A 22052-nucleotide genomic window follows, 5' to 3' on the forward strand; every position below is an offset into this window, starting at 1 on the left:
GAACAAAGTTAGTTCAATCATGAACAAAATACAAGAACTCCCCTGGGACAATCCGCGCTTTCGCACATGGATCGCCGTCGCACGTGCTGAGAAAGCCATCGTACGGGCGCTCAGCAAATCGCTCGAGCCCCTCGGCCTCAAGATTGCGCAGCTCGACATGCTTATGAACCTGTATCGGCATCCCGGCCAATCCCAGCACGATCTCGCCCGCCGTCTTCTGGTCGGCCGCTCGAACATCACCATGCTGTTACCTCAACTGGAAACTCAGGGATTGGTGCGCCGTGAAAACGACGCCAATGACCGACGTGTCTTGCGCCTGTACCTGACCCAGAATGGCGAACAGCGGCTGATGGAAGCGCTAGCGGTTTATACAAAGCTCATTGATCGGGTGATGGCGCAATCAACGCCAGCACAATGCGAAGCAATGGGAGAGCAGATGCGCCGCATCAGTGAGGCACTCGCCGAAGAGTGAAGGACCGACTTTCAACAAACGCGGGCTATACCTCGGCCGCGCTTTCTGCCTCCGGCTCTCTCAAATAATTGCGCGGCGAAGCACCCAGCATTCTTTTGAACATGGTGGTGAAGGCGGCGACGCTTTCATAGCCCAGGTCCAGAGCCACGGTGGTCACGGCTTCTCCGCTTGCCAGTCTCGGCAACGCGGCAAACAGGCTGGCCTGCTGACGCCAAAGCGAGAGGCTGAGCCCCACCTCCTGCTTGAAACGTCGCGTAAACGTGCGCCTGCTCATGCCCGCCGAATGCGCCCAATGATCGATGATGACACGGCTCTCCGGTGCTTCAAGAAAGGTTCGGCACATGCGTGCAAGACGGGGATCTGAGGGAAATGGCAATCCCAGCGGCAACTCGGGCAAACGTGGTATCTCATGCATGATGAGCCCGTAGAGCAGACCGTTTCGTCCGGTTGGACGCACGATATGTGGCAATGTCGCCACCTCCTCCAGAAGGCTTCGCATGAGCGGGGTTATTCGAACGACACGGGGCCTCGATGGCAGATCAGGGATCGCTTCAGGCAAAACATAAACCGACTGCACACGCACATCGGTCATCATCTCCACCGCATGCTCCAGCCCGGAAGGTATCCAGATGGCCTGTCCGGTTGGCACGATCCAATGACCAAACCTGGTCTTGACCAGCACCACCCCGCGGCTGGCGTGAAGGAGTTGCCCCCGCGTATGACGATGGGCAGGCACCTCGGCATGCGCGGACTGCGCGATCTCACCGATGACAAGATCACCCTCCATGTCCTCCAGCCATGAGCGACGCTTTTCATCGTCGACCGGCCTGTCGCTATTGAAGACAACTTTATTGGGGCTAGAGGGAGAAATCATTTGGCCCACTTGCGAAAAAACTAGACCAAATCACCGAGGCAGGTCATTTGCAAGGGGCGTATAAGCGGCTGCCGTCCATTCGGCGAAGTTTTCCCATGGAGCATTGACGTGACCGACACCACCGCCGACCGGCCCGCCGCACCAGCAGAACAGACCGCGTTTGCGGTTCTACTGGCCGTCAGCTTCTGCCACATGCTGAACGACATCATGCAGTCGATGCTCGCGGCGATCTATCCGATGCTCAAAAGCGATTATGGGTTGGATTTCTGGCAAATCGGCCTCTTGACCATGGCGTTTCAGGTGACCGCGTCGCTGCTCCAGCCGGCTATCGGGCTAACCACTGACAAGAAGCCCATGCCGTACTCCCTGCCCGTCGGCATGGGGTCGACCTTCATCGGACTGCTTCTGTTGGCCACGGCCGCCAATTATCCGCTGCTCCTGATCGGGGCCATGTTCATTGGTCTGGGATCTGCGATCTTTCACCCTGAATCCTCCCGTGTGGCCCGTCTTGCATCGGGTGGTCGGTATGGGCTGGCGCAGGCGGTCTTTCAGGTGGGTGGCAATGCGGGCACGGCAATCGGTCCGCTGCTCGCCGCCTTTATCGTGGTGCCACGAGGTCAGGGCAGTGTCGCGTGGTTCTCTCTTGCTGCACTCCTCGGCATGATCGTTCTGTGGCGCGTAAGCGCGTGGTATGCAGCATACCGCCAGCGCACCGCAAAACGTGCAGCACCCTCCCAGGTCGTTGCCCTTCCACGCGGCAAGATCGCCATGTCGCTCGCAATTCTGGTCTCTCTGGTCTTCGCGAAGAATGTCTACATGGCTGGAATTTCAAGCTATTACACGTTTTTTCTGATCGAGAAATTCGGGATCAGTGTCCAGCAGTCCCAGATTCTTCTGTTCGTTTTCCTGGGATCGGTCGCAGCCGGAACCGTTCTGGGTGGGTTGATCGGTGATCGTATCGGATCGAAAACCGTGATCTGGTTCTCCATACTCGGCGTCCTGCCATTCACCCTGGCTCTCCCTTATGCCAACCTGTTCTGGACCCCGGTCCTTAGCGTTGCAATCGGCCTTATTCTCGCGTCCGCTTTCCCGCAGATCGTGGTTTTCGCGCAGGAGCTGTTGCCGGGCCGCGTGGGGATGGTCGCCGGCATGTTCTTTGGCTTTGCCTTTGGCCTCGGTGGCCTTGGGGCAGCGGTGCTGGGCATCGTCGCAGACAGCACCGGGATCGAATTCGTCTACAGGATCTGCTCCTTCTTGCCATTGCTCGGCCTGTTGACCGTGTTTCTCCCAAACCTCAAAAAGACGGGATGAGATCGAACGGAGACATGTCGTGCAAGTGAAGCGGATTGTCGCCAACATAGCCTCGGACCAGGTCGACAAGGCGAGGCAATTCTACGCCGATGTCCTTGGGCTCGACATCCTGATGCATCAGGGCTGGATCGCGACCTATGGCGCGCAGGAAAAGATGACCCTGCAGGTGAGCATCATGTCACAGGGAGGATCGGACACGCCTGTGCCCGATCTTTCCATTGAGGTGGACGATCTCGATGAGGCGCTTGGGAGGGTCCGGAAGGCAGGATATCCCGTTGAATACGGCCCGGCCGAGGAGCCTTGGGGCGTCAGGCGCTTCTACACCCGCGACCCCTTCGGAAAGCTGGTGAACATTCTCGTTCACCGCTGAGGTGAGCTACCACATGCTCTTTCGGGCACGGTCAGGCCATTCCCTGTCATAGGAAACACCATCGATCTCAGCCCGGCTTGTCACCTGAAGGATTTGCCCAAGCGTCGGCAGGTTCTTCGGATCGACATGCTTTTCGCTGTTCCAGAGGTCGGAGCGAACGATCGCCCGCGCGCACTGAAAATAAACCTCCACCACCGAAAGGACGATGACCGATCGCGGTGCGGCTTCATCAACAGCAAAGGAAGCACACAAATCAGGATCGATCGAAAGCCTCGCACGGCCGTTGACGCGCAACGTCGTACCGGATCCCGGAATCAGGAAAAGAAAGGCGGCCCGTTCATCACGAACAATGTTGCGTAGCGAATCCATACGGTTGTTGCCGCGCCGATCGGGCATCATGAGCGTTTTCTCATCATGAATGCGCACGACGCCGGGTTTGTCGCCGCGCGGCGAGCAGTCAATCCCCTCAGAACCGATGGTGGCGAGCGCCACAAAGGGCGACGCTGCAACCAGCGTTGCATACTCCGGTATCACCCGGTCCGTGACCTTGACGAGAGAGGCTTGGCCGGCCGTCCCGTAAAGCGCTTCAAGGGCCTCAATCGACGTAATGGAATGTGCGTCCGGCTCAAGCATCACGGCTCAATCCTTTTTGCTTCAGATCGTCCAGATACCACTGCCACTTGGCCTCTTTGCTGGTGGAGAGTTCATGCAGATAGGCCCAGGTGAAAATGCCGCTTTGGTGTCCGTCGCTGAACACAAGTCTTACCGCATAATTGCCGACGGGCTCGGCCCGGCTTATGGTTACGTGACGTTTTCCTGAAACCGTTACGCGCTGTTCGGGCGAGTGTCCCTGCACCTCGGCCGAAGGGGACAACACGCGAAGCATTTCAGCCGACAGCTCGACTGGTTCGGCATCCGAAAACAGAACCGCCATCACCGAGCGGTCCTTTGAAACACGCAGTTCCTTGGGAGGTTTCATGAGCCACCGCCTTTCGGATCTAGACCTATTCAGCTTTGGCCCAAGTGAAAAGCCCTTCCCTGCAATTGCCCGGACAATTGCACCAATGCTAGCCTGTGGCGCTTGACGGGCGAGCCGTATGTCACGACATAACAGAGTACCAACCCGATGAAGAATGCCAGCGGAAGCGAGCCTATGACGCAAAGCACCATGACCGATCCTTTTGGGCGCGCCATTGACTATCTGCGCGTTTCGGTCACCGATCGCTGCGATTTCCGTTGCGTGTATTGCATGGCGGAGGACATGACGTTCCTCCCCAAGCGGGACTTGCTGAGCCTCGAGGAACTGGACCGGCTCTGCACCGTCTTTATCGAGAAAGGCGTTCGACGCCTGCGTCTCACCGGCGGAGAACCATTGGTACGCAAAAACATCATGCATCTGGTGCGCCAGCTCTCACGGCATTTGAAAACCGGGGCGCTTGACGAGCTTACCTTGACCAGCAACGGCTCGCAGCTCGAGCGTTTTGCGGGTGAGCTGGCCGACTGCGGTGTGAAACGCATCAACGTCTCGATCGACACGCTGGACCCGGGCAAATTCCATGCAATCACCCGGTGGGGCAAGCTGGAAAAGGTTATGCGCGGAATTGAGGCTGCGGAAGAAGCCGGGCTGAAGATCAAGCTCAATACCGTGGCACTCAAGGGTTTCAACGAAGATGAGATTCCCACCATGTTGCGCTGGGCGCATGGTCGCGGAATGGACATGACCGTGATCGAAACAATGCCCATGGGTGAGATAGACGGTGATCGAACCGACCAGTATCTCCCACTGTCCCTCCTTCGCGCTCAACTGGAGCGGCAATTCACGTTGACAGACATTCCCTTCAAGACGGGCGGCCCGGCGCGCTACGTGGACATTGCCGAAACGGGTGGCAAGCTCGGCTTCATTACACCGATGACACACAATTTCTGTGAAAGCTGCAACCGCGTGCGCATCACATGCACCGGCATGCTCTATATGTGCCTCGGCCAGGACGATTCAGCCGATTTGCGCGCCGCGCTGAGAGCATCGGAAGGCAATGATCTTCTCGCCACGGCTATCGACAATGCCATTGCGCGCAAACCCAAGGGGCATGATTTCGTCATTGACCGGCGCACCAATCGCCCATCGGTCTCACGGCATATGAGCGTCACTGGCGGTTAGGTCGCAGCCTCCGGTTTTTCAGCCACGAACCGATTGCCAATTCAATAAGGTATACTTAGCATCGGATCCCATTGTGGAGGTGGGATTCGTTTTTTCCCGAACACCATAGGAACTCATTCAAGGTGGGCACGGTACGTTGAAAACCGTCACCTGTTCGCCATTGTGCACTGCGGGGTGGTCGTGTCGTTTTCGCCGAATGCGCGCGGTGCGCTTTTTATGTCCGTTGCCATGGCTGGCTTTACCGTCAATGACGGCCTGACAAAGCTAGTGGCCGAAAACATGAATATGGCGCAGGTCATGCTGGTGCGCGGGGTCATGGCTACGCTGGTCATGATGCTGCTCGCATGGCACTGGAAAGCGCTGAAAGCGCCGCGCGCCATCTTCCACCCCATGGTAGCCTTGCGCGTCGCGGGCGAGACCGGTGCCACCATCTGTTTCCTTTCGGCCCTTGCCCATATGCCGATTGCCAACCTTGCAGCCGTCATGCAGGCACTTCCACTAGCTGTGACACTCGGCGCGGCCTTCGTTTTGGGCGAGCCCGTTGGTTGGCGCCGCTGGAGCGCCATTCTGGTGGGTTTCATCGGCATCTTGATCATCATTCGGCCCGGCTTCGATGCCTTCAATGCCTATTCGCTCTACGGTGTGGCAGCAGTGGCCTTTGCCACGATGCGTGATCTCACGACCCGGAAGATACCGCCAGATATCCCCTCTCCCTTGATTTCTGCTGCGACCGCCGCCTCGGTGACGATTGCCGGCGCCGTTTTACTCGCACCCTACGGAGGCTGGACACCGATGAGCGGAGCCGATTTCACTGTTCTTGTGGGCGCCACATTGTGCATTGTTTGCGGCTACCATTTCATCGTGCTGTCGCTGCGGGCAGGCGAGCTCTCCTTCATCGCACCCTTCCGCTATACAGCGCTCTTATGGGCCATCGGGCTTGGCATTGTGTTTTTTGCCGACTGGCCCGATCGCGTGATGATTGCAGGCGCCCTGTTGGTCGTATGTTCAGGTCTCTACACGCTTTACCGCGAACAGATCGTCAACCGAACGAAGCCTGCCGCAAAAAGCACCAGTCCCGGAATGGCCACTGAAGGCACATGACGTGATTCATTAAGTCGTTCAATTCCGCCGGCCCAAACGAGCATCTTCAAAAAATGCCGGCACCACTCGGCCACAGTCGTCAGGCCGATGAACATGCAAGGTTCGCAAGACGTTATGGAAAAAAAAATCCTATCTCGCTCAGCAACACCGCCTCACATCGTGACACTCGTGATCGCGACCGCGACGGCGGCCGTTTCCATGAACGTTTTCCTGCCCTCCCTTCCTGGCATGGCTTTGTATTTCCAAGCGGACTACAGCATCGTTCAACTGGCGGTTTCGCTTTACCTTGCGGCCACAGCCGTCCTTCAGCTGGGGATCGGCCCCGCTTCGGATCATTTCGGTCGCCGTCCGGTCATGCTTACCTGTTTCGCAATATTCATTCTGGCAACCATCGCCGCACTGATTGCGCCCAACATCACCGTTTTCCTGATCTGTCGGGTGATGCAGGCCTTCGCCGCCGCCGGCATGGTTCTCTCAAGGGCTATCGTGCGCGACACGGTCGGTGCGGATGAAGCGGCAAGCCGAATAGGCTATATCACCATGGGCATGACGCTCGCTCCCATGCTTGGGCCCCTGATCGGAGGGTTTCTGGATGAGCTCTACGGATGGAAAGCAACGTTTTACCTGATCCTCGGCTTCGGGATCATCTCGTTCGTGGTGGTGTATCTCGACCTGGGCGAAACAAACCGCAACCCATCCGCCAGCATGACGGCCCAGGTAAAAAACTATCCCGAGCTTTTCCGCGCCAGACGTTTCTGGGGCTACACGGCAACCGCCGCCATGGCGTCAGGAGCATTTTTTGCATTCCTCGGCGGCGGCCCCTACGTCGCCACGGAAATTCTCGATCTGACGCCATCTCAATACGGGATGTATTTCATCCTGATCTCGGTCGGTTACATGATCGGAAATTTTCTTACTGCTCGCTTCTCGAGGCGGATCGGTATCAATCCCATGATGCTTGCGGGCAATATTCTTGCCTCTCTCGGACTTGTTCTTTCGCTGGTGCTTTTTGCAGCAGGGCTTCTTCATCCGATGTCGCTTTTTGGTCCCTCATTCTTCGTTGGCATCGGTAACGGCATGACCATGCCAAATGCCAATGCGGGCATTGTCAGCGTCAGGCCGCATCTTGCCGGTTCGGCCTCGGGCCTCGGCGGGGCCCTGCAGATCGGCGGAGGAGCGGCGCTTTCAGTTATTGCCGGGTTAGTGCTTTCTCGGGAAACCGGCCCATTCCCGTTGATATGGGTGATGCTCGCATCCTCCACGCTCGCCATCGTCGCATCGCTTTATGTGATCTATGTTGCCCGCCAGGCAGGAAACATCTGAGGGAGCGATGAGTTTGGGCGTAGCAGGGGTCATCCTCGCCGGTGGAACGGCGCAGCGCATGGGTGGCGGCGACAAGGGACTGCTGCGTCTCAACACTAAAACGATCATCGAAACGGTGATGGAGCGGCTAGCACCTCAGGTCGACCGCATGGTGCTCAACGCCAACGGCGACCCGCAGAGGTTCGCTTCGCTGGGGCTTGAGGTGGTTGCAGATCCCCTCCCCGAACCCATGGGTCCGTTGGGCGGCGTTCTGGCGGGCCTTGAATGGGCGGAAGAGAACGCACCCGGGCTTTCCCATATCGTGACAGCTGCAGCAGACACGCCTTTTCTTCCTGCAGACCTTGTTCCGCGCCTGATGGATGCGGCTCTTGTTTCAGGAGGGCCCGCAATGGCGCGCAGCAACGGCGCACTTCATCCGGTCTTCGCTCTCTGGCCTCTGCCACTCGCCAATGACCTAGCCCGCCATCTTATCAGCGGCGGAACCCGTCGCCTCCGCGCCTATGCTTGCGAGCGACACAATACGGCTTTCGTGGACTTTCCCTGCAGTCCCGACGCCGATCCGTTCTTCAATATCAACACGCCCGAAGATCTCCAGACGGCGCGTGAAAGACACCAAAGGGAAGCAATGTGATACAGGCGGTTTTTGGCATTGTAGGCTGGAAGAATTCCGGAAAAACCACCCTTGCGGCGGCTCTTGTCACGGAGTTGACGAAGCGCGGTTTCCGCATTGCCACCCTGAAACACGCTCACCATGCTTTCGACATAGATCATGAAGGCACCGATTCTCACCGCCACCGAACCGCGGGAGCCAAGGAGGTGGCAATCGTCTCCGGAAAACGCTGGGCGATCATTCACGAATTGGACGGAGCACAAGAGCCGCCCCTGACCGAAATGCTCGCACGCCTTTCACCGTGCGACCTCGTCCTGATCGAAGGTTTCAAACGCGAAAATCATCCAAAGCTGGAATGTAGGCGGCAAGAAGCGCGCAATCTGACCTTCCTGGCAGCAGAAGAGCCGACCATCGTCGCTGTTGCCGCAGACCACGAGACTGAGACAGGCGATCTTCCATCGTTTGATCTCGGAGAGGTGGAGCAGATCGCCGATTTTATCGTTCGCCACACAGGTATCGGCCGGCCAGCTCGCTAGGAGAACGAACCCTCTCTTCATTGCATGGGACCAGTCACCTTTAAGGTTGCAATTTGAATAGGATCGGTGGGAATATCCGGCTTCATGTTCCGCCCGGCAGGAGGCCGGAAGCGGCAGATAATAAAATTGAGAGGAACCAGAATGCGAATTTCAAGGCGTATCGCGCTTGCACTGCCTGCGGCAGCTTTGGCTCTGGCAGTGGGCTCGGCTCATGCCCAGGACATGATGAAGCTCAAGATCGGCACCGAAGGCGCCTATCCCCCCTTCAACAACCTGACCGCAGACGGCTCTCTTGAAGGGTTTGACATCGATATCGCCAAAGCGCTTTGCGAAGAGATGAAGGCTGAATGCGAGTTCGTCACGCAGGACTGGGACGGTATTATTCCCGCGTTGCAGGCGGGCAAGTTCGACGCCATCGTGGCTTCCATGTCAATCACGGAAGAGCGCAAGAAACAGGTCGACTTCACCAACAAGTATTACAACACACCACCCGCACTGGTCGTGCCCAGGGAGTCGGATATTGCCGGCACCTCCCCGGAGGATCTGGCGGGCAAGGTCATCGGCGCACAGGGGGCGACGACCCACGCGAACTTTGCCGAAACCACCTTCGCCGATAGCGATGTGAAGGTCTATCCGACCGCGGAGGAATACAAACTCGATATGGTCAATGGACGGCTCGATGCCGTCATCGATGACATCATCGTTCTGCAAGAGTTTCTCGACAGCGACGACGGCGCCTGCTGCAAGGTTCTGGGCACACTTACCCCGCGTGAGGACATTTACGGCCCAGGGATCGGCATTGCTGTGCGTCAGGGCGAAGACGAGCTTCGCGAAAAACTGAATGCCGCCATCACAGTCATTCGCGAGAATGGAAAATACAAGGAAATCAACGACAAGTATTTCACGTTCGACGCTTACGGCGACTGAGCGTCGTTATGTCCTGATGATACTGTCACAGGCGGCCGCCTCCGGGAGTGCGGCCGCCTGAATTGCATGCGGCTCTGGTGTGAGAGCCCGAACAAAAAAATCGCCAATTCGCATCAAATGCCGGGTCAGGCGGTTCGGACAGGGGTGTTGGGAGATGGAAAGGGTCTGGACCCTTTTGAGTTTTGGGCCGGAAGGCTGGGGCGATGATATAGCCAAGGGCGTGCTTCTGACGGTTTCTTTGGCATTGGCAACGTTGCCGCTGGGACTGGCAATCGGTTTTTTCGTCGCCTTGGGAAAGCGCTCGAGCGACAAGGCCTTACGTCTTGCGGCCAACATCTATACGACGATCTTTCGCGGGTTGCCTGAGCTTTTGACGCTCTTCCTCGTTTTCTACGGCGCGCAGATTGGCCTTCAGCAGATCGTGCGGCTGTTCAATCCAGAGGCGAGCATAGAGATCAATGCTTTTGTGGCAGGCATGGTCGCGCTCGGCGCCGTGTTCTCCTCCTACGCCAGCGAAGTGTTTCTGGCCGCGTTCCGGGCCATTCCGCAGGGTCAGTATGAGGGCGGTCAGGCGATCGGTCTTTCGAACGGGCAGACCATGCGCCTCATCATCCTGCCGCAACTCCTGAGACTGGCGCTGCCTGGCCTTTCAAATCTCTGGCTCATCCTATTGAAAGACACCGCGCTCGTTTCGGTGATCGGCCTCGCCGATATCCTGCGCCAGACCGGCATTGCCGCACGCGTCACAAAGGAAGCTTTCCTGTTCTTTGGGATAGCCTGCCTGCTTTATCTCGTGTTGGCCATGCTATCCTCAATCGTGCTCGGAATGATCGAGAACTGGACCAAACGTCATGGAGTCCAGCGATGAGTGTCGAAACACAAGCAGCAGTCGAGCGTCCGCCCGTCATCAAACAGGGTTGGACGCGCGCCCGCATGATCGGCGTGGTCCTGCTTGCGATCTGGGCAGCACTAGGTCTTGCTGTTCTGGGCTTCATGATCAACAGCTGGGACCCGGACATTTTCACCCGCTACGCGCCGCGCTACCTCTCAGGCCTGTGGATCACCGTCCAGCTTGTCGTCGTTTCAGTGTTCCTGGGCGCAATCCTTTCCGTGCCCATCGCTCTTGGGCGCTCCTCGAAGAACAAGCTGGTCGGCACCCTCGCCTACGCCTATGTCTACTTTTTCCGTGGAACCCCTCTGCTCGCCCAGACCTTCCTGGTCTACTACGGCCTCGGTTCATTCAGACCGGAACTCCAGGCTGTCGGATTGTGGACGTTCTTCCGGGAAGCCTGGTACTGCGCCGTCTTCGCTTTCACGCTCAACACTGCCGCCTACCAGGCAGAGATCCTGCGCGGAGCCATCGAAAGCGTCGGCAAGGGCCAATGGGAAGCGGCGGCGGCAATGGGCCTGTCCAGATTTCAAACCGCGCGAAAAATCATCCTCCCGCAGGCGCTTATTGTCGCGCTCAGGCCCTATGGCAATGAGATCATACTGATGATCAAGGGATCGGCCATCGTCGCTATCATCACGGTCTATGACCTGATGGGCGAGACACGCCGCGCCTACGCACGCACCTTCGATTTCCAAACTTACATCTGGGCGGCGATCATCTATCTTGGCCTCGTCGAGATCCTCCGCAACGCCGTTGATTGGATCGAACGTCGAATTACCAAGCATTTGAAGCGCTGACGCGCGCAACACAGCATACAAGGGAGAAGGTTTCGAAATGGCGGAAGTCGCATTCATCGGACTCGGGGTCATGGGATATCCGATGGCCGCACATCTTCAGAACAAGGGCGGTCATGCGGTTACCGTGTACAATCGCACGGCAGCGAAGGCCGAGAGCTGGGTCAAGGAGCATGGAGGCGCGTACGCGCCGACACCGCGGGAAGCAGCGATCGACAAGGATTTCGTCTTCGCCTGTGTGGGCAATGACGACGATCTTCGCTCGGTGACGCTCGGCGAAGATGGCGCCTTCCAGAGCATGAAGCAGGGCGCGGTCTTTATCGACAACACCACAGCGTCGCCAGAGGTTGCGCGCGAGCTCGCCGACGAGGCGAAGAAGCGTGGCTTCGCTTTCATCGACGCACCCGTCTCAGGTGGACAGGCCGGTGCGGAAAATGGCGTCCTGACCGTGATGTGCGGCGGCGAAGAGGCAGTCTTTGACAAGGCCAAACCGGTGATCGAAACCTTTGCACGTATGGTTGGCCTGATGGGTCCGGCCGGCGCGGGGCAATTGACGAAAATGATCAACCAGATCTGCATCGCAGGGCTGGTGCAAGGGCTTGCCGAAGGCATTCACTTTGGCCAGAAGGCCGGACTCGATATCGAGAAAGTCGTCGACGTCATCTCCAAGGGAGCGGCCGGCTCCTGGCAGATGGAGAACCGTCACAAGACCATGAGTGAAGGGAAATACGACTTCGGCTTCGCGGTTGACTGGATGCGCAAGGATCTGGGCATTTGCCTGGCAGAGGCTGATCGCAACGGCGCCAGCCTGCCCGTCACCGCGCTGGTGGATCAGTTTTACAAGGATATACAGAAAATGGGCGGAAATCGCTGGGATACGTCGTCCTTGCTCGCCCGGCTTGCGAAATAGGAGCCGATAATGACCAGGCGATGCGCGGCATGTCTGGCAGCAGCACTTGCTGCTCTGCCCGCATCGGTCTGTTCCACTTCAACGGCTAACGGTTCCGGAATTCCCGAGCACTCGGAAGGCGTTCCTCTGATCACATGGAGCGATCTTGCCTCGCCCGCTCCTGTGGAGAAACGAAACACTCGCTCAGCCGATCTCAGAGGGCAGACTGTCAGCCTCTCCGGCTTTCTTCTAGCTGCCGACTTGGAAGGTGAGCTTGTCTATTCCTTCATCCTGGTGGCCCGCCGTGGTGCGTGCAGCCACATGCAGCAACCATCTCCCGATCAGGTCGTCCGAGTCGTTCCGTCGACCCCGTACCGGTTGAGCTCCAACTATGAGCCAGTAACAATAACCGGCTCTCTCCAGTCCGGACATGAAAAAACTCAGCTTTTCATTCTCGACGGCCCAGCGATTATAGAGTCGGCCTACACGATGCGGCGTGCAACGGTCACTCCAAACAAGAGTTCGCCGGCACAGCGGACGCCCTTCTTCGGCAATCCCTGGCATCGTGTCGTGAACGACGACGAATAGCCTGCTCAGCCACCATTGCCGCCGCCTGAATCCTTGTCCAGTACAAGATAGTCGAGCGGCAGTTCGGTCGTGTATTTGATCTGCTCCATGGCGAATGTGGATGACACATCGCGGATTTCGATCTTCGCGATCAGCTTCTTGTAAAATGCATCATAGGCGGCGATGTCCGGCACCACGACACGAAGCAGATAGTCCACCTCGCCACTCATCCGGTAAAACTCGACAACCTCGGGAAATTGCTGGATCACCTCGGAGAAACGCTTCAACCATTCGTGGCTGTGCATGTTGGTGCGGATCGAGACGAAAACGTTGACCCGGGCATTGACCCTTTCCGGATCAAGCACCGCGACGCGCCGGCGAATGACGCCTTCTTCCTCCAGCTTCTGGATACGCCTCCAGCACGGCGTGGTGGAGAGCCCGACCTTTTTTGCCACATCGGCTACGGCAAGGGTGGAATTTTCCTGCAGCAAACGCAGGATCTTGCGATCAAGGCGGTCCATAATCAACTCCGAGGAAAATGATTTCCTAAAATGACAAGAGATCGCGCTGGCAACAAGAAATTTTTTGCCCGTATCGAACGATACTCAATCGGATATTCCTCATTTTTCGGAAAGAAGCCGATGAATTTCCTCACGCAGCACCGGCAATAATTCGCGTTCAAACCAGGGATTCTTTTTTAGCCACCCTGTGTTGCGCCATGAAGGATGAGGCAGCGGCAAAACGCGGGGGCGCAGGTCCAGCGAGATCAGGCGACGCCAGTCAAGCACGGTTTCGGTCAGGGTCCTGGATTTCTCGAACCCGAGGTGCCAGGCTTGTGCATACTGCCCGATGACGAGAACAAGCTCGATCTGCGGCATTGCCGCCATCAGTTGCGCCCGCCATGCCGGTGCACACTCGCGACGGGGCGGCAGATCCCCGCCTTTGGCATCAAGACCCGGGAAGCAAAATCCCATCGGCGCAATGGCAAAGCAGGCGGGGTCATAAAATTGAGACCGCTCCACCTGAAGCCAGTCCCGCAAGCGATCCCCGGACCGATCGTCGAATGGCAGACCCGAGGCGTGGACCCGCGTCCCCGGTGCCTGCCCGGCAATGAGGATGCGAGCCTTTTTCGACCCTACCACAACAGGGCGGGGCTCATGCGGCAGAGGGGCGCCCATCGGTTGCTCGACGCAAATCCGGCAACTGCGAATTCGCGCCAGCAATGGTTCAAGTTGCGGCTTCTGCACGTCGGGCCTCTCAGGCCTTCGCGCTCGGGCGGCCGGCGACGGTGTGATACCAGCGCATCAAATGATCGAGCCCATCCGGCACTGACAGGCGTGCAAGCTTCATGAAATCGATGCTGACAAGCCCGGTAATGTCGGCGATTGAGTAAACTTCACCCGCAATGAATGGACGGTCGGCCAACGCCTTATTGAGATAGTCAAGAAATTCCAGAGCCTTGGGTTTGTTTGCTTCCCCCCATTCCGCAATCTGCGGCACTTCCCAATCCTTCATGGCCGGATGCAAATGCCGGAAGGCTTGCGCAATGGGATGAAACAGATGCATTTCAACACGGCGCTGCCACATTTCTACGGTTGCGCTGCCGAGTGCACCATTGCCGAAAAGTGCCGGCTCGGGCTGGAGCCCCTCAAAATAGCGGCATATGGCAACCGTTTCAGTCAAAACAGTCCCGTCGTCCAACTCCAGAACAGGCAGACGTTGCAGCGGGTTGAGACGTGTCAGCGTTTCAGACTTGTGCTCCATGTCGCCCATGTCGACCGGCTCGATCGGCACTTCAATCGCCTTCTCCGCAAGAAATATCCGCACGCGCCTCGGGTTGGGTGCCCGGCCACCATCATAGAGCTTCATGTTCTGCTCCCCTTACCTGAAAACCAACCCATGCCCCACTCCCAAAGGCGCCTCAATAAATCGCCGTCGCCGGTAAGTGGCTCTCCCTGATGTTGCTCTCGCCAATCGCGCGGCGCCTCGAAGCTGCCCGCCCATATGCCGTTCTGGGCCCTGCGCGCATCCGCTTCAACCGCATCATAATCGCCATAGGCCAATGCCCAGCCTGATGCTACGAGCGCCTCCCCCAGATCGGCATCCTGGACCCTACAGCGCGCGAGCAAGCGATCATAGCGATCACGCTGATAGCCCTCGCAAATGACCTCCCTACCACTCACCAGCTGGCGCAAAGCCCGAAGCGCCTCGCGCCCGCAAGCATAGTCCTTACCATCGCGGGTGCACCGTTGCTGTAATTCCGGAGCATCAATACCTTCCAGGCGAATGCGCTCGCCCGCGAGCGTCAGCGTATCGCCATCATGTACGATCACGTTACCTCTCAGCGTCTGCCCGCCAAGGCGTTGCACCCTGTCGACCAAGAGCGCAATTCCGCCCAACAACAAGAGTGTCAGCAGGATATCCGTGAAGCGAATTGATCTGCGGCCGCGGCTCCCTCTGTTTCGTCGGCCTCTCATGCTTTGAAGGGTCTCTTAATCATTCACGAATAAGTTGAGCAATGAATAGCGGGAATTCAATATCGGGTTATGGTGCCGGAAGCGTCAAAATCGGCCAACAAGTTCGCCGACAAGTTCATTGTGGACCGCACCAAGCCACATCGCAACAGCAATGTGGGGCTTGCCGTGCGGCGTACGCGCGACAGGCTGTCTCAAACTCTTGGGCCACCCGACTTCAATCGCGACATGCTGAAACTCCACGCGCGCGATATTGTCTCAAACGCCGTCAAGCCGACTTTACTCATACTGGCGATGAGCCTCGGCGGCATCTATCTTGGGCTTGATCCGATAGCCACATGTCTCTGGGCCCTCACCTGCCTTGTCTGTTATGCGCCGCTTTTCTTGCTCGCACGTCACGTGGAGCGGATGTTGGAAAACGAGATTGAAGTCACGCGCATGCGGCAATGGTTGTTTGCCGCCCATTTCATCAGCGGCCTTGGCTGGGCGTATTTCGCATATCTGTCTCTTCCTGCCAGCACATTCTCCGAACCACAAATCATGCAGGGCGCGCTTCTCCTTCTCGTCATCGCCGGGACCGCAATTGCGACGGCGACCCTGGGCGGTGCCCTGGTGGCAGCGTTCGCGCTTCCGATCTGCATGTTTGCCTTTAAAGTCAGCGAGGGCCCGACAACGGGTTCGATGATGATGTGTCTGGTTCTGGCGGCTTCGCTCCCATTTCTCGCCTACGTCGCACACCATCGAAATCGTGCCGCATTGACGCTGCTTTCGTTTCAAAGTGAGAAGAATGCGTTGGTAGGAGAGCTGGAAACTGCCAAATCCATGTCCGACGAAGCCCGCCGGCGCGCCGAGGAAGCCAATCTGGCAAAATCGCGCTTTCTCGCATCCATGAGCCATGAGCTTCGAACGCCGCTTAATGCCATTCTGGGATTCTCAGAAGTTATGGCAAACCAAGTTCTGGGACCGCTTGAGAACACCACGTATCGCGAATATGCGAACGATATTCACAGTTCCGGCAAACACCTGCTTAGTCTGATCAATGAGATACTCGATCTCTCGCGCATCGAAGCTGGGCGCTATCGGCTCAACGAAGAACCATTGTCCCTCGACGCGATTGTGGAGGATTGCTGCCGCCTGATGGAAATGAAGGCGCGTGGCAAGGACATTTCTTTCAGGATTGATGTCGAGCCCACTTTGTTGAGACTTTTTGCCGACGAACGCGCGGTTCGCCAGATCACACTCAATCTTCTGTCAAACGCGATCAAGTTCAGTCCGACGGGAAGTGCTGTCCACATCAGGGTTGGATGGACGGCAGGAGGCGGCCAATACATCGCGATAAAGGACAATGGTCCTGGCATCCCGGAGGACGAACTCGCAGTGGTGCTTTCCGCGTTCGGACAAGGTTCCATAGCCATCAAGAGCGCTGAACAGGGCACAGGCCTCGGCTTGCCTATTGTGCAGGGCCTGGCGGCTCTGCACAACGGCGTTTTCGAGCTCAATTCGAAACTTCGTTCAGGCACCGATGCCATCGTTGCCTTTCCGCGTTCGCGCGTGATGGAGGAACTCCCGGCTGTACCGACTGAGCGCAGGCGCTCAGCAAGCGGGAGTGTCTGAACCTGAATCTTGCGGAAATGGTTCGCTTAGTGCAGGCGCTTGGCGACCTCCGCGACGCCACCGGCAAGCGCGGCCGCTGACTTGACAAGCCCCGCCGCCACAGCACCTGCGCACCCCGCCTCCCCCGTAAACTGCAGCTCGAGCACTGGTTGAAGCGCAAGCTCCTCAGCCACCCATGCTTCAAACGGGTCGTGGCAGTTTGCGAGAGCGCAATGAGAAATCGCGTGCGGCGCTAATTTGTGGAGTACTGCAGCCGCCGCCAGAGCCGGCAAACCGTCCAGAATGACAGGAATGTTCTGAGCACGGGATGCAAGGATGGCGCCCGTAAGCGCGGAGATGTCCCGCCCCCCCAATCTCCGCAACACTTCGAGTGGGTCAGTCAGATGTTCGGCATGGTGTGAGAACGCTTCGGAAATAACATCCCCATCAGACTGGCTTAGCTGCGCTAACTCCCCATTCAAAAGAGTAAGAAGAATAGCCCTTGCGGCAACTGATGCCTGCTCTCCCAAAGCTCCGACGCAGAGTAGATCCCCTCCCTCGGCGGTGGCTTCCATCCCGAATGCGATCGTCGCAGCACAGGCCCGCTCGTCCAGAGAGGCATCGTTGCGCATGTCATTCGAGGGCAGATCAAGCGCCAGATCGAACACATTGAGAGAAAGGTCATTGGCCACGCACAGATGCGACACCGCGGCAGCCCCCGCTGCTACCGCATCCACTCGCGCCCGCTGCTCGGAAAGACCCGTATCGCTAAAACCATGGGTCGCCGCATAGAGTGCAACACCGGATTTGCCGATCAAGGGCGGCACTGCGCCCCGTGTGCGAGCGAGCCAGACGCCAATCTCGTGCAACCGCCCCAGCTCCTTGCCGGTGTAACCTGCTCGAGCGAATGCCTTCGACATCGCCGCGGCGGCCCCCTCGTCAGGTGCATTCAATTGCGAAAGCAGGGAGCGGACATCGTCGAAAGGCAATCCAGAAAAGGACATTGAGTTGTTTCCCGTTTGGTATCGCAAACGAGATAGCCACCAAGCGCGCCAAGCGCAATGGTACACCGACCGCTTGCGTCGATGGACATCATGCCCCATGTCTGTTGAAAATATTGGAAAGAAGATGGTCGACGTCAAATCTCCGTGCATCCTTGTTTGCTCAATCGATGTGATTTCCGGATGCTGCTTCGGTTGTGGACGCACGCGCGCTGAAATCGCAAATTGGCTCTCTATGAGTTCGCAGGAGCGCGACACGGTCATGGAGGAACTTTCTGCGCGCCTGGAACAGGTGGAACGTAGACCGCGCCGCGAAACCCGGCGCGCGCGCATCGCGCGCCAACGAATGGAGGGTCAATAGGAGCCATGCGCCTGTTCTGGTTGTTGATGTCGGCGCTTGGCGGAGGCTTGATCCTGCTGATTGCCAATCACGATTCTGGCCGGGTGTTTGGGCTTGAAAACTCGGCCTTCGCTGCCACCCTGTATCTAGGCCTCTGGGCAGCCGTCCTTATCGTGGGCTTCTTGGGGTCGGGACTGAGGATCGGAGACGTTGCAAGAACCCTCGCCTTCTGGGTTTTTCTGCTTCTGGCATTGGTGGCTGCCTATCAATACCGTTATGAACTTCAGGATTTTGCCAGTCGCGTAACGGCTGGCCTGATGCCCGGCAGCCCAATGACCACTGTCAGCAAGAACGGCCAAATCCATGTGATCGTTGAGCGATCCTCTAGCGGCCAGTTCGAGGTTATCGCAGACGTGAATGGCACCCGTCTGCGAATGCTGATCGACACGGGCGCCAGCAGCATGGTTTTGTCGGATGAAGATGCTCGCGCCGCAGGTTTCGAACCTGAGAGATTGCGCTTCGTAGTACCGGTGGCAACAGCAAATGGCACCACAGTTGTCGCCCGGGCAAGAGCTGATACGGTCAATGTAGGAGCCATTTCGCGCAATGACATCCCGATTTATATGGCACAAGCGGGGCGCCTTGACCAAAGCCTGCTCGGCATGAGCTTCATAAACACATTGAATGGCTTCGATCTGCGGGGCGACCGCATCGTTCTTCGCGACTGAGCACGGCATAAAACGGAGACAGGGTCTATTTGTAGACTGCATTCCTGGCGGATCTCGCATCGCGAGGGGCTGCACTCTGAACACGCGTTTCGACTTCCAAGTGATAGCGACGACCGACATCCCGCCATTCGTTCGCAATCAATCTGCGCAACGCACGCACACGCCTGTTCGCAAGTCGTCTTCCTTCACCTCCTTCCGCATAGACGAGACGAAGTGTCGAAGGCTCTTTTTCCAGAAGGTTGATGAGTTGTGAAACCTGGTGCTGCCACTCCGTCATGAGGTCATGTGCCCCCCGGACGAAGGCAGCATCGGTCAGGTCCACTCGCACCACGCGGCCGATTGAGGCTCCAAACATAAACTCCGATGCCTTGCCCGCCGTGAGGCGAACCACACGTGGATTTTCCGTCGTAAGGCGGTACCCGGATGGAAGCGAGCGCGGATCGAGCTTCATTATGTAATTGCTCCCGATCCGCCGATCGGGCAAATCCGCACAGGCGACATGGAAATGCCCGTGAACGTCTGCCGTGAGCAACAGGCCCTTGACCGTGGCGACCCGCACGCCAGGCAAGCCCGCCTCCCCGGCATCCTGGTATCCATTGCGGTTACGGTCGTCGAAGACCTTCCCAAGAATGTCACCACAATCGAAAACAGCTTCCACCACCACCTCAACGGTTGCTTCTGCAACTCGTGAAACGACTTCTCCAGATAGATCCTCTACCCAAGCCTGGTTTACATATTCTCCAGGCTTGGCAGCGGCGGTCACGCCCAGTTCGAGATCGATCAGAACCTCTCCTCCGGCAGGAAGGGCGACATCCTTAAATGTTAGCTTCCGCCCTTCCGCTACGGGTGTGACAGAACTGCCGTTCAACAAAGCAGAACCGCGTACAAACGTTAGCCCCGGGGGCGTCATGTCGGTGACGGTGATGGTACTGTCTGTCGAGAGGCCAAGGGACTTGACGCGGATCGTGTAAGGAACACGACCACCGCGTGCCACTTCCGCCATCGGGGTCTCATTGGCGATGGCATAGCCAGGCAGATCAACAACAGCTTCATCCTCGGGTGAGATCACCTCCTGCCCTACAGGACCTTTGCCTCTTGCAGTCGCAGTGTTCTTTCTGCCCCCTTCGATACCTTGCGCTTCGTCGATGTCACTTTGTGTCATCGTATTCGTCCCCTCGAATGTGATACTATCCCCTGCCCCCAATTCCCCAACAGCCGGTGTGAATGACGACAGTTTACCGCTACCTGGCTGTCCGTTGAAGCGAGGTCCGGGATCGGATGGAACTACATCTGTGGCGGTTACATTGCCGTCGTTTGTCACCTTGAACGTATAAGGAACGGTATCTCCCGGCTCGGCAAACTCTTCGTCGGCAGACTGAAGCTCACCATGTTTTTCCAGCGCTAGGGAGATATTTTGCGGCAACGGCGTCGGGGTTGCATCGTCAGGCTCCCTGTCTCCTTCCAAATCAACGTCAGCTGTCTCCTCAGGATCATCAGATATGTCGGAGACCGGCGTATTGTTGGGTGCAACGCCATCCGCGGTGGCGGTCGCGACGATCCCGCCAGCATCGATGTCGGCCTGAGTGATCTCGTAGGCCCCGGTCAAATCGGTTTTGTTGTCCCTTGGGAGCAGCAAGGCAATCGGAGTATTGGAGAGCGCGATTTTGTCATCCGTCACGACAATGTCCGTGAGCGTCACGTTGCCAGTATTTTCGACGCTGAAAGTATAGTTGATCAGTTGCCCCGCATCCGCCAGTCCATTGCCATTGGTATCTTCCAGCTCCCCTTGCTTGACAAAATCGTCGTCGGGATTGGGTGGGAACATTACACTGGTAGGGTTCTCGTCTACGCCTGCCGCATCACTGGAAATTTCGCTGAAAAGATTGCCGTTCTCATCCGTCCCTTCTGCGGTCGCCTGATTGGACAATTCACCCGCATCAATGTCCTCTTGTGTGAGTGTGTAGGTCAGCGTGTAAGTGGCCGTCTCCCCCTCAACCAGCGTGCCTTCGGAGGAACCGGATGACGCGGATACGAATGTCGGACCGCTGTCAGCCGTCAGGGGCGTACCGTCAGCACGCGCCAGGTTCTCTTCGCTGATCGCAACGCCGGTCAATGAACCGATACCTTGGTTCTCTACAGTCATCGTGAAGGTCAAGACATCGCCAGCTTTATCACCCTCCGAAACCGTTTTGATAATCTCAATGACCTCCGCGCCCAAGACGAAACTAATCAGGCAGTTGGAGGTGCCCTCTGCGGCAACGTCAAGGGTTTGCGAGCTCGACACGGCAGTGAAGACAAAAACAGACTGTTCCCAAGCAGTCGTATCGGGAAACATGATTGTTTCATTGGCACCGCTTGTCGTCAGCTTGAGCCCTTCACAGGCACTTGGGTGATTGCCGGCAGCCGATGCGCGTCCAATCCCATAGAGCGGAATTCGATATGTACGGCCAGGTACAAGCCCGTTGATCGTGGTGAGGATGGATTCGTAATAGTCTGGTCCGCCGATCATGGAGAGGAACGTCGTATCACCTGTTGGAACGGCCGGCAGTGGCGCGTCATCCCAGGCATAGGTTGCGCCCCACTCCTCAGGCGTCGAACAATCCGGACTGCCTTCCCCGTCCGTCCATCCGGCAGGCGTCTGACCGATACCCGGCGTACAGGGTGACGTGGGCGGAATGTCCTGCGCGTTCGTCTGCCCCACGCCAAAAGTGATGGAGCCAAAGGCAATGAGAAGAACAAGCACCATCACGCGAACTGCCAATCCCGCCCATAGGCTCATCTGCAGTTTCCAGCCGGTTATGGGGCTAAAACATCCCCTCAATGGACCAATTTTTCTTTCCCTCTGATGTTTCGACAGACCACATGTAGCCCAGCCAAAATTTTGATGGGAACTAATTGTTTTTAACACCCCGTGCTGCTCAAGTGATGTCGTCTGGTGAATTCTCAACATGACAAGCCTCATCATACCATCGTTCATGGTTCGGTTTCTGATTAGGCCTCCTGGCCAGACGCGAAACTTGAGACTGGGACACTGGTCGTTCGAACGGCAAAGGAATTTGCGAGCACTAGGGCAGGCGCACGCGGCACACGAG

Annotated in this window: 25 protein-coding genes; 16 read left to right on the forward strand and 9 right to left on the reverse strand. The window is 57.5% G+C overall.

What is annotated here, in order from left to right; genetic code table 11:
- The first annotated feature begins 19 nt into the window (after window positions 1–19).
- Window positions 20–472: a MarR family winged helix-turn-helix transcriptional regulator gene (locus KW403_RS00515; protein WP_223020858.1), complete on the forward strand. Its 453-nt coding sequence runs from the start codon at window positions 20–22 to the stop codon at window positions 470–472.
- A gap of 25 nt (window positions 473–497) precedes the next feature.
- Here the strand turns inward: KW403_RS00515 and KW403_RS00520 are convergent, their stop codons facing one another.
- A complete protein-coding gene (locus tag KW403_RS00520; protein ID WP_223020859.1) occupies window positions 498–1346 on the reverse strand; it encodes an AraC family transcriptional regulator in 849 nt (282 codons plus the stop codon).
- 108 nt (window positions 1347–1454) lie between these two features.
- Between KW403_RS00520 and KW403_RS00525 the strand changes: the two genes are divergently transcribed.
- Window positions 1455–2657 carry an MFS transporter gene (locus tag KW403_RS00525; protein ID WP_281425618.1) on the forward strand — a complete coding sequence of 401 codons (1203 nt, stop codon included), beginning with the start codon at window positions 1455–1457 and terminating at the stop codon, window positions 2655–2657.
- A 19-nt stretch (window positions 2658–2676) separates the two neighbouring features.
- A complete protein-coding gene (locus KW403_RS00530; protein ID WP_223020860.1) occupies window positions 2677–3027 on the forward strand; it encodes a VOC family protein in 351 nt (116 codons plus the stop codon).
- 6 nt (window positions 3028–3033) lie between these two features.
- Here the strand turns inward: KW403_RS00530 and KW403_RS00535 are convergent, their stop codons facing one another.
- On the reverse strand, window positions 3034–3660 hold the full coding sequence (locus KW403_RS00535; RefSeq protein ID WP_223020861.1) for a pyridoxamine 5'-phosphate oxidase family protein: 627 nt from the start codon (window positions 3658–3660) through the stop codon (window positions 3034–3036).
- On the reverse strand, window positions 3653–4006 hold the full coding sequence (locus tag KW403_RS00540; protein WP_223020862.1) for a gamma-butyrobetaine hydroxylase family protein: 354 nt from the start codon (window positions 4004–4006) through the stop codon (window positions 3653–3655). Before KW403_RS00540 ends, KW403_RS00535 begins: the two co-directional genes overlap by 8 nt.
- A gap of 189 nt (window positions 4007–4195) precedes the next feature.
- Between KW403_RS00540 and moaA the strand changes: the two genes are divergently transcribed.
- The 10 genes from moaA (at window position 4196) to KW403_RS00590 (ending at window position 12845) form a co-directional block, all read left to right on the forward strand.
- Window positions 4196–5185 (forward strand): GTP 3',8-cyclase MoaA, encoded by a 990-nt coding sequence (gene moaA, locus KW403_RS00545; protein WP_246637837.1) that lies wholly within the window; start codon window positions 4196–4198, stop codon window positions 5183–5185.
- 180 nt (window positions 5186–5365) lie between these two features.
- Window positions 5366–6286 carry a DMT family transporter gene (locus KW403_RS00550; protein ID WP_223020864.1) on the forward strand — a complete coding sequence of 307 codons (921 nt, stop codon included), beginning with the start codon at window positions 5366–5368 and terminating at the stop codon, window positions 6284–6286.
- Window positions 6287–6400: 114 nt separating this feature from the next.
- On the forward strand, window positions 6401–7609 hold the full coding sequence (locus tag KW403_RS00555; RefSeq protein ID WP_223020865.1) for a multidrug effflux MFS transporter: 1209 nt from the start codon (window positions 6401–6403) through the stop codon (window positions 7607–7609).
- 7 nt (window positions 7610–7616) lie between these two features.
- On the forward strand, window positions 7617–8240 hold the full coding sequence (gene mobA, locus KW403_RS00560; protein WP_223020866.1) for a molybdenum cofactor guanylyltransferase MobA: 624 nt from the start codon (window positions 7617–7619) through the stop codon (window positions 8238–8240).
- Window positions 8237–8755, forward strand: coding sequence for a molybdopterin-guanine dinucleotide biosynthesis protein B (gene mobB, locus KW403_RS00565; protein WP_223020867.1), 519 nt, complete (start codon window positions 8237–8239; stop codon window positions 8753–8755). Before mobA ends, mobB begins: the two co-directional genes overlap by 4 nt.
- Window positions 8756–8896: 141 nt before the next feature.
- Entirely contained in the window at window positions 8897–9682 is a 786-nt protein-coding gene (locus tag KW403_RS00570; RefSeq protein WP_223020868.1) for an ABC transporter substrate-binding protein, read from the forward strand.
- Between the two features lie 154 nt (window positions 9683–9836).
- Window positions 9837–10550 carry an ABC transporter permease gene (locus KW403_RS00575; RefSeq protein WP_223020869.1) on the forward strand — a complete coding sequence of 238 codons (714 nt, stop codon included), beginning with the start codon at window positions 9837–9839 and terminating at the stop codon, window positions 10548–10550.
- Window positions 10547–11371, forward strand: a complete 825-nt coding sequence (locus KW403_RS00580; protein ID WP_223020870.1) for an ABC transporter permease — start codon at window positions 10547–10549, stop codon at window positions 11369–11371. Before KW403_RS00575 ends, KW403_RS00580 begins: the two co-directional genes overlap by 4 nt.
- Window positions 11372–11408: 37 nt before the next feature.
- Window positions 11409–12278, forward strand: coding sequence for an NAD(P)-dependent oxidoreductase (locus tag KW403_RS00585; RefSeq protein WP_223020871.1), 870 nt, complete (start codon window positions 11409–11411; stop codon window positions 12276–12278).
- A gap of 9 nt (window positions 12279–12287) precedes the next feature.
- A complete protein-coding gene (locus KW403_RS00590) occupies window positions 12288–12845 on the forward strand; it encodes a DUF3299 domain-containing protein (RefSeq protein ID WP_223020872.1) in 558 nt (185 codons plus the stop codon).
- A gap of 5 nt (window positions 12846–12850) precedes the next feature.
- Here KW403_RS00590 and KW403_RS00595 read toward each other — a convergent pair whose 3' ends face one another.
- From KW403_RS00595 to KW403_RS00610, 4 genes are all read right to left on the reverse strand, one after another.
- A complete protein-coding gene (locus KW403_RS00595) occupies window positions 12851–13345 on the reverse strand; it encodes an Lrp/AsnC family transcriptional regulator (protein WP_223020873.1) in 495 nt (164 codons plus the stop codon).
- Between the two features lie 99 nt (window positions 13346–13444).
- Entirely contained in the window at window positions 13445–14002 is a 558-nt protein-coding gene (locus KW403_RS00600) for a uracil-DNA glycosylase family protein (protein WP_343224042.1), read from the reverse strand.
- 79 nt (window positions 14003–14081) lie between these two features.
- A complete protein-coding gene (locus KW403_RS00605) occupies window positions 14082–14693 on the reverse strand; it encodes a glutathione S-transferase (RefSeq protein ID WP_223020875.1) in 612 nt (203 codons plus the stop codon).
- Window positions 14690–15157, reverse strand: coding sequence for a thermonuclease family protein (locus KW403_RS00610; protein WP_246637838.1), 468 nt, complete (start codon window positions 15155–15157; stop codon window positions 14690–14692). Before KW403_RS00610 ends, KW403_RS00605 begins: the two co-directional genes overlap by 4 nt.
- Window positions 15158–15370: 213 nt before the next feature.
- Here KW403_RS00610 and KW403_RS00615 point away from each other — a divergent pair, with 213 nt between their 5' ends.
- On the forward strand, window positions 15371–16912 hold the full coding sequence (locus KW403_RS00615; RefSeq protein ID WP_223020876.1) for a sensor histidine kinase: 1542 nt from the start codon (window positions 15371–15373) through the stop codon (window positions 16910–16912).
- 26 nt (window positions 16913–16938) lie between these two features.
- Here KW403_RS00615 and KW403_RS00620 read toward each other — a convergent pair whose 3' ends face one another.
- On the reverse strand, window positions 16939–17895 hold the full coding sequence (locus KW403_RS00620) for a nicotinate-nucleotide--dimethylbenzimidazole phosphoribosyltransferase (RefSeq protein WP_223020877.1): 957 nt from the start codon (window positions 17893–17895) through the stop codon (window positions 16939–16941).
- A gap of 124 nt (window positions 17896–18019) precedes the next feature.
- Between KW403_RS00620 and KW403_RS00625 the strand changes: the two genes are divergently transcribed.
- Window positions 18020–18253 carry a DUF1289 domain-containing protein gene (locus KW403_RS00625; RefSeq protein ID WP_223022374.1) on the forward strand — a complete coding sequence of 78 codons (234 nt, stop codon included), beginning with the start codon at window positions 18020–18022 and terminating at the stop codon, window positions 18251–18253.
- Between the two features lie 5 nt (window positions 18254–18258).
- On the forward strand, window positions 18259–18960 hold the full coding sequence (locus KW403_RS00630; protein ID WP_223020878.1) for a retropepsin-like aspartic protease family protein: 702 nt from the start codon (window positions 18259–18261) through the stop codon (window positions 18958–18960).
- 25 nt (window positions 18961–18985) lie between these two features.
- Here KW403_RS00630 and KW403_RS00635 read toward each other — a convergent pair whose 3' ends face one another.
- Window positions 18986–21937, reverse strand: coding sequence for a DUF7507 domain-containing protein (locus KW403_RS00635; RefSeq protein WP_246637839.1), 2952 nt, complete (start codon window positions 21935–21937; stop codon window positions 18986–18988).
- Window positions 21938–22052 lie beyond the last annotated feature (115 nt).

The organism is Nitratireductor kimnyeongensis (assembly GCF_019891395.1).
Lineage (GTDB): Bacteria > Pseudomonadota > Alphaproteobacteria > Rhizobiales > Rhizobiaceae > Nitratireductor > Nitratireductor kimnyeongensis.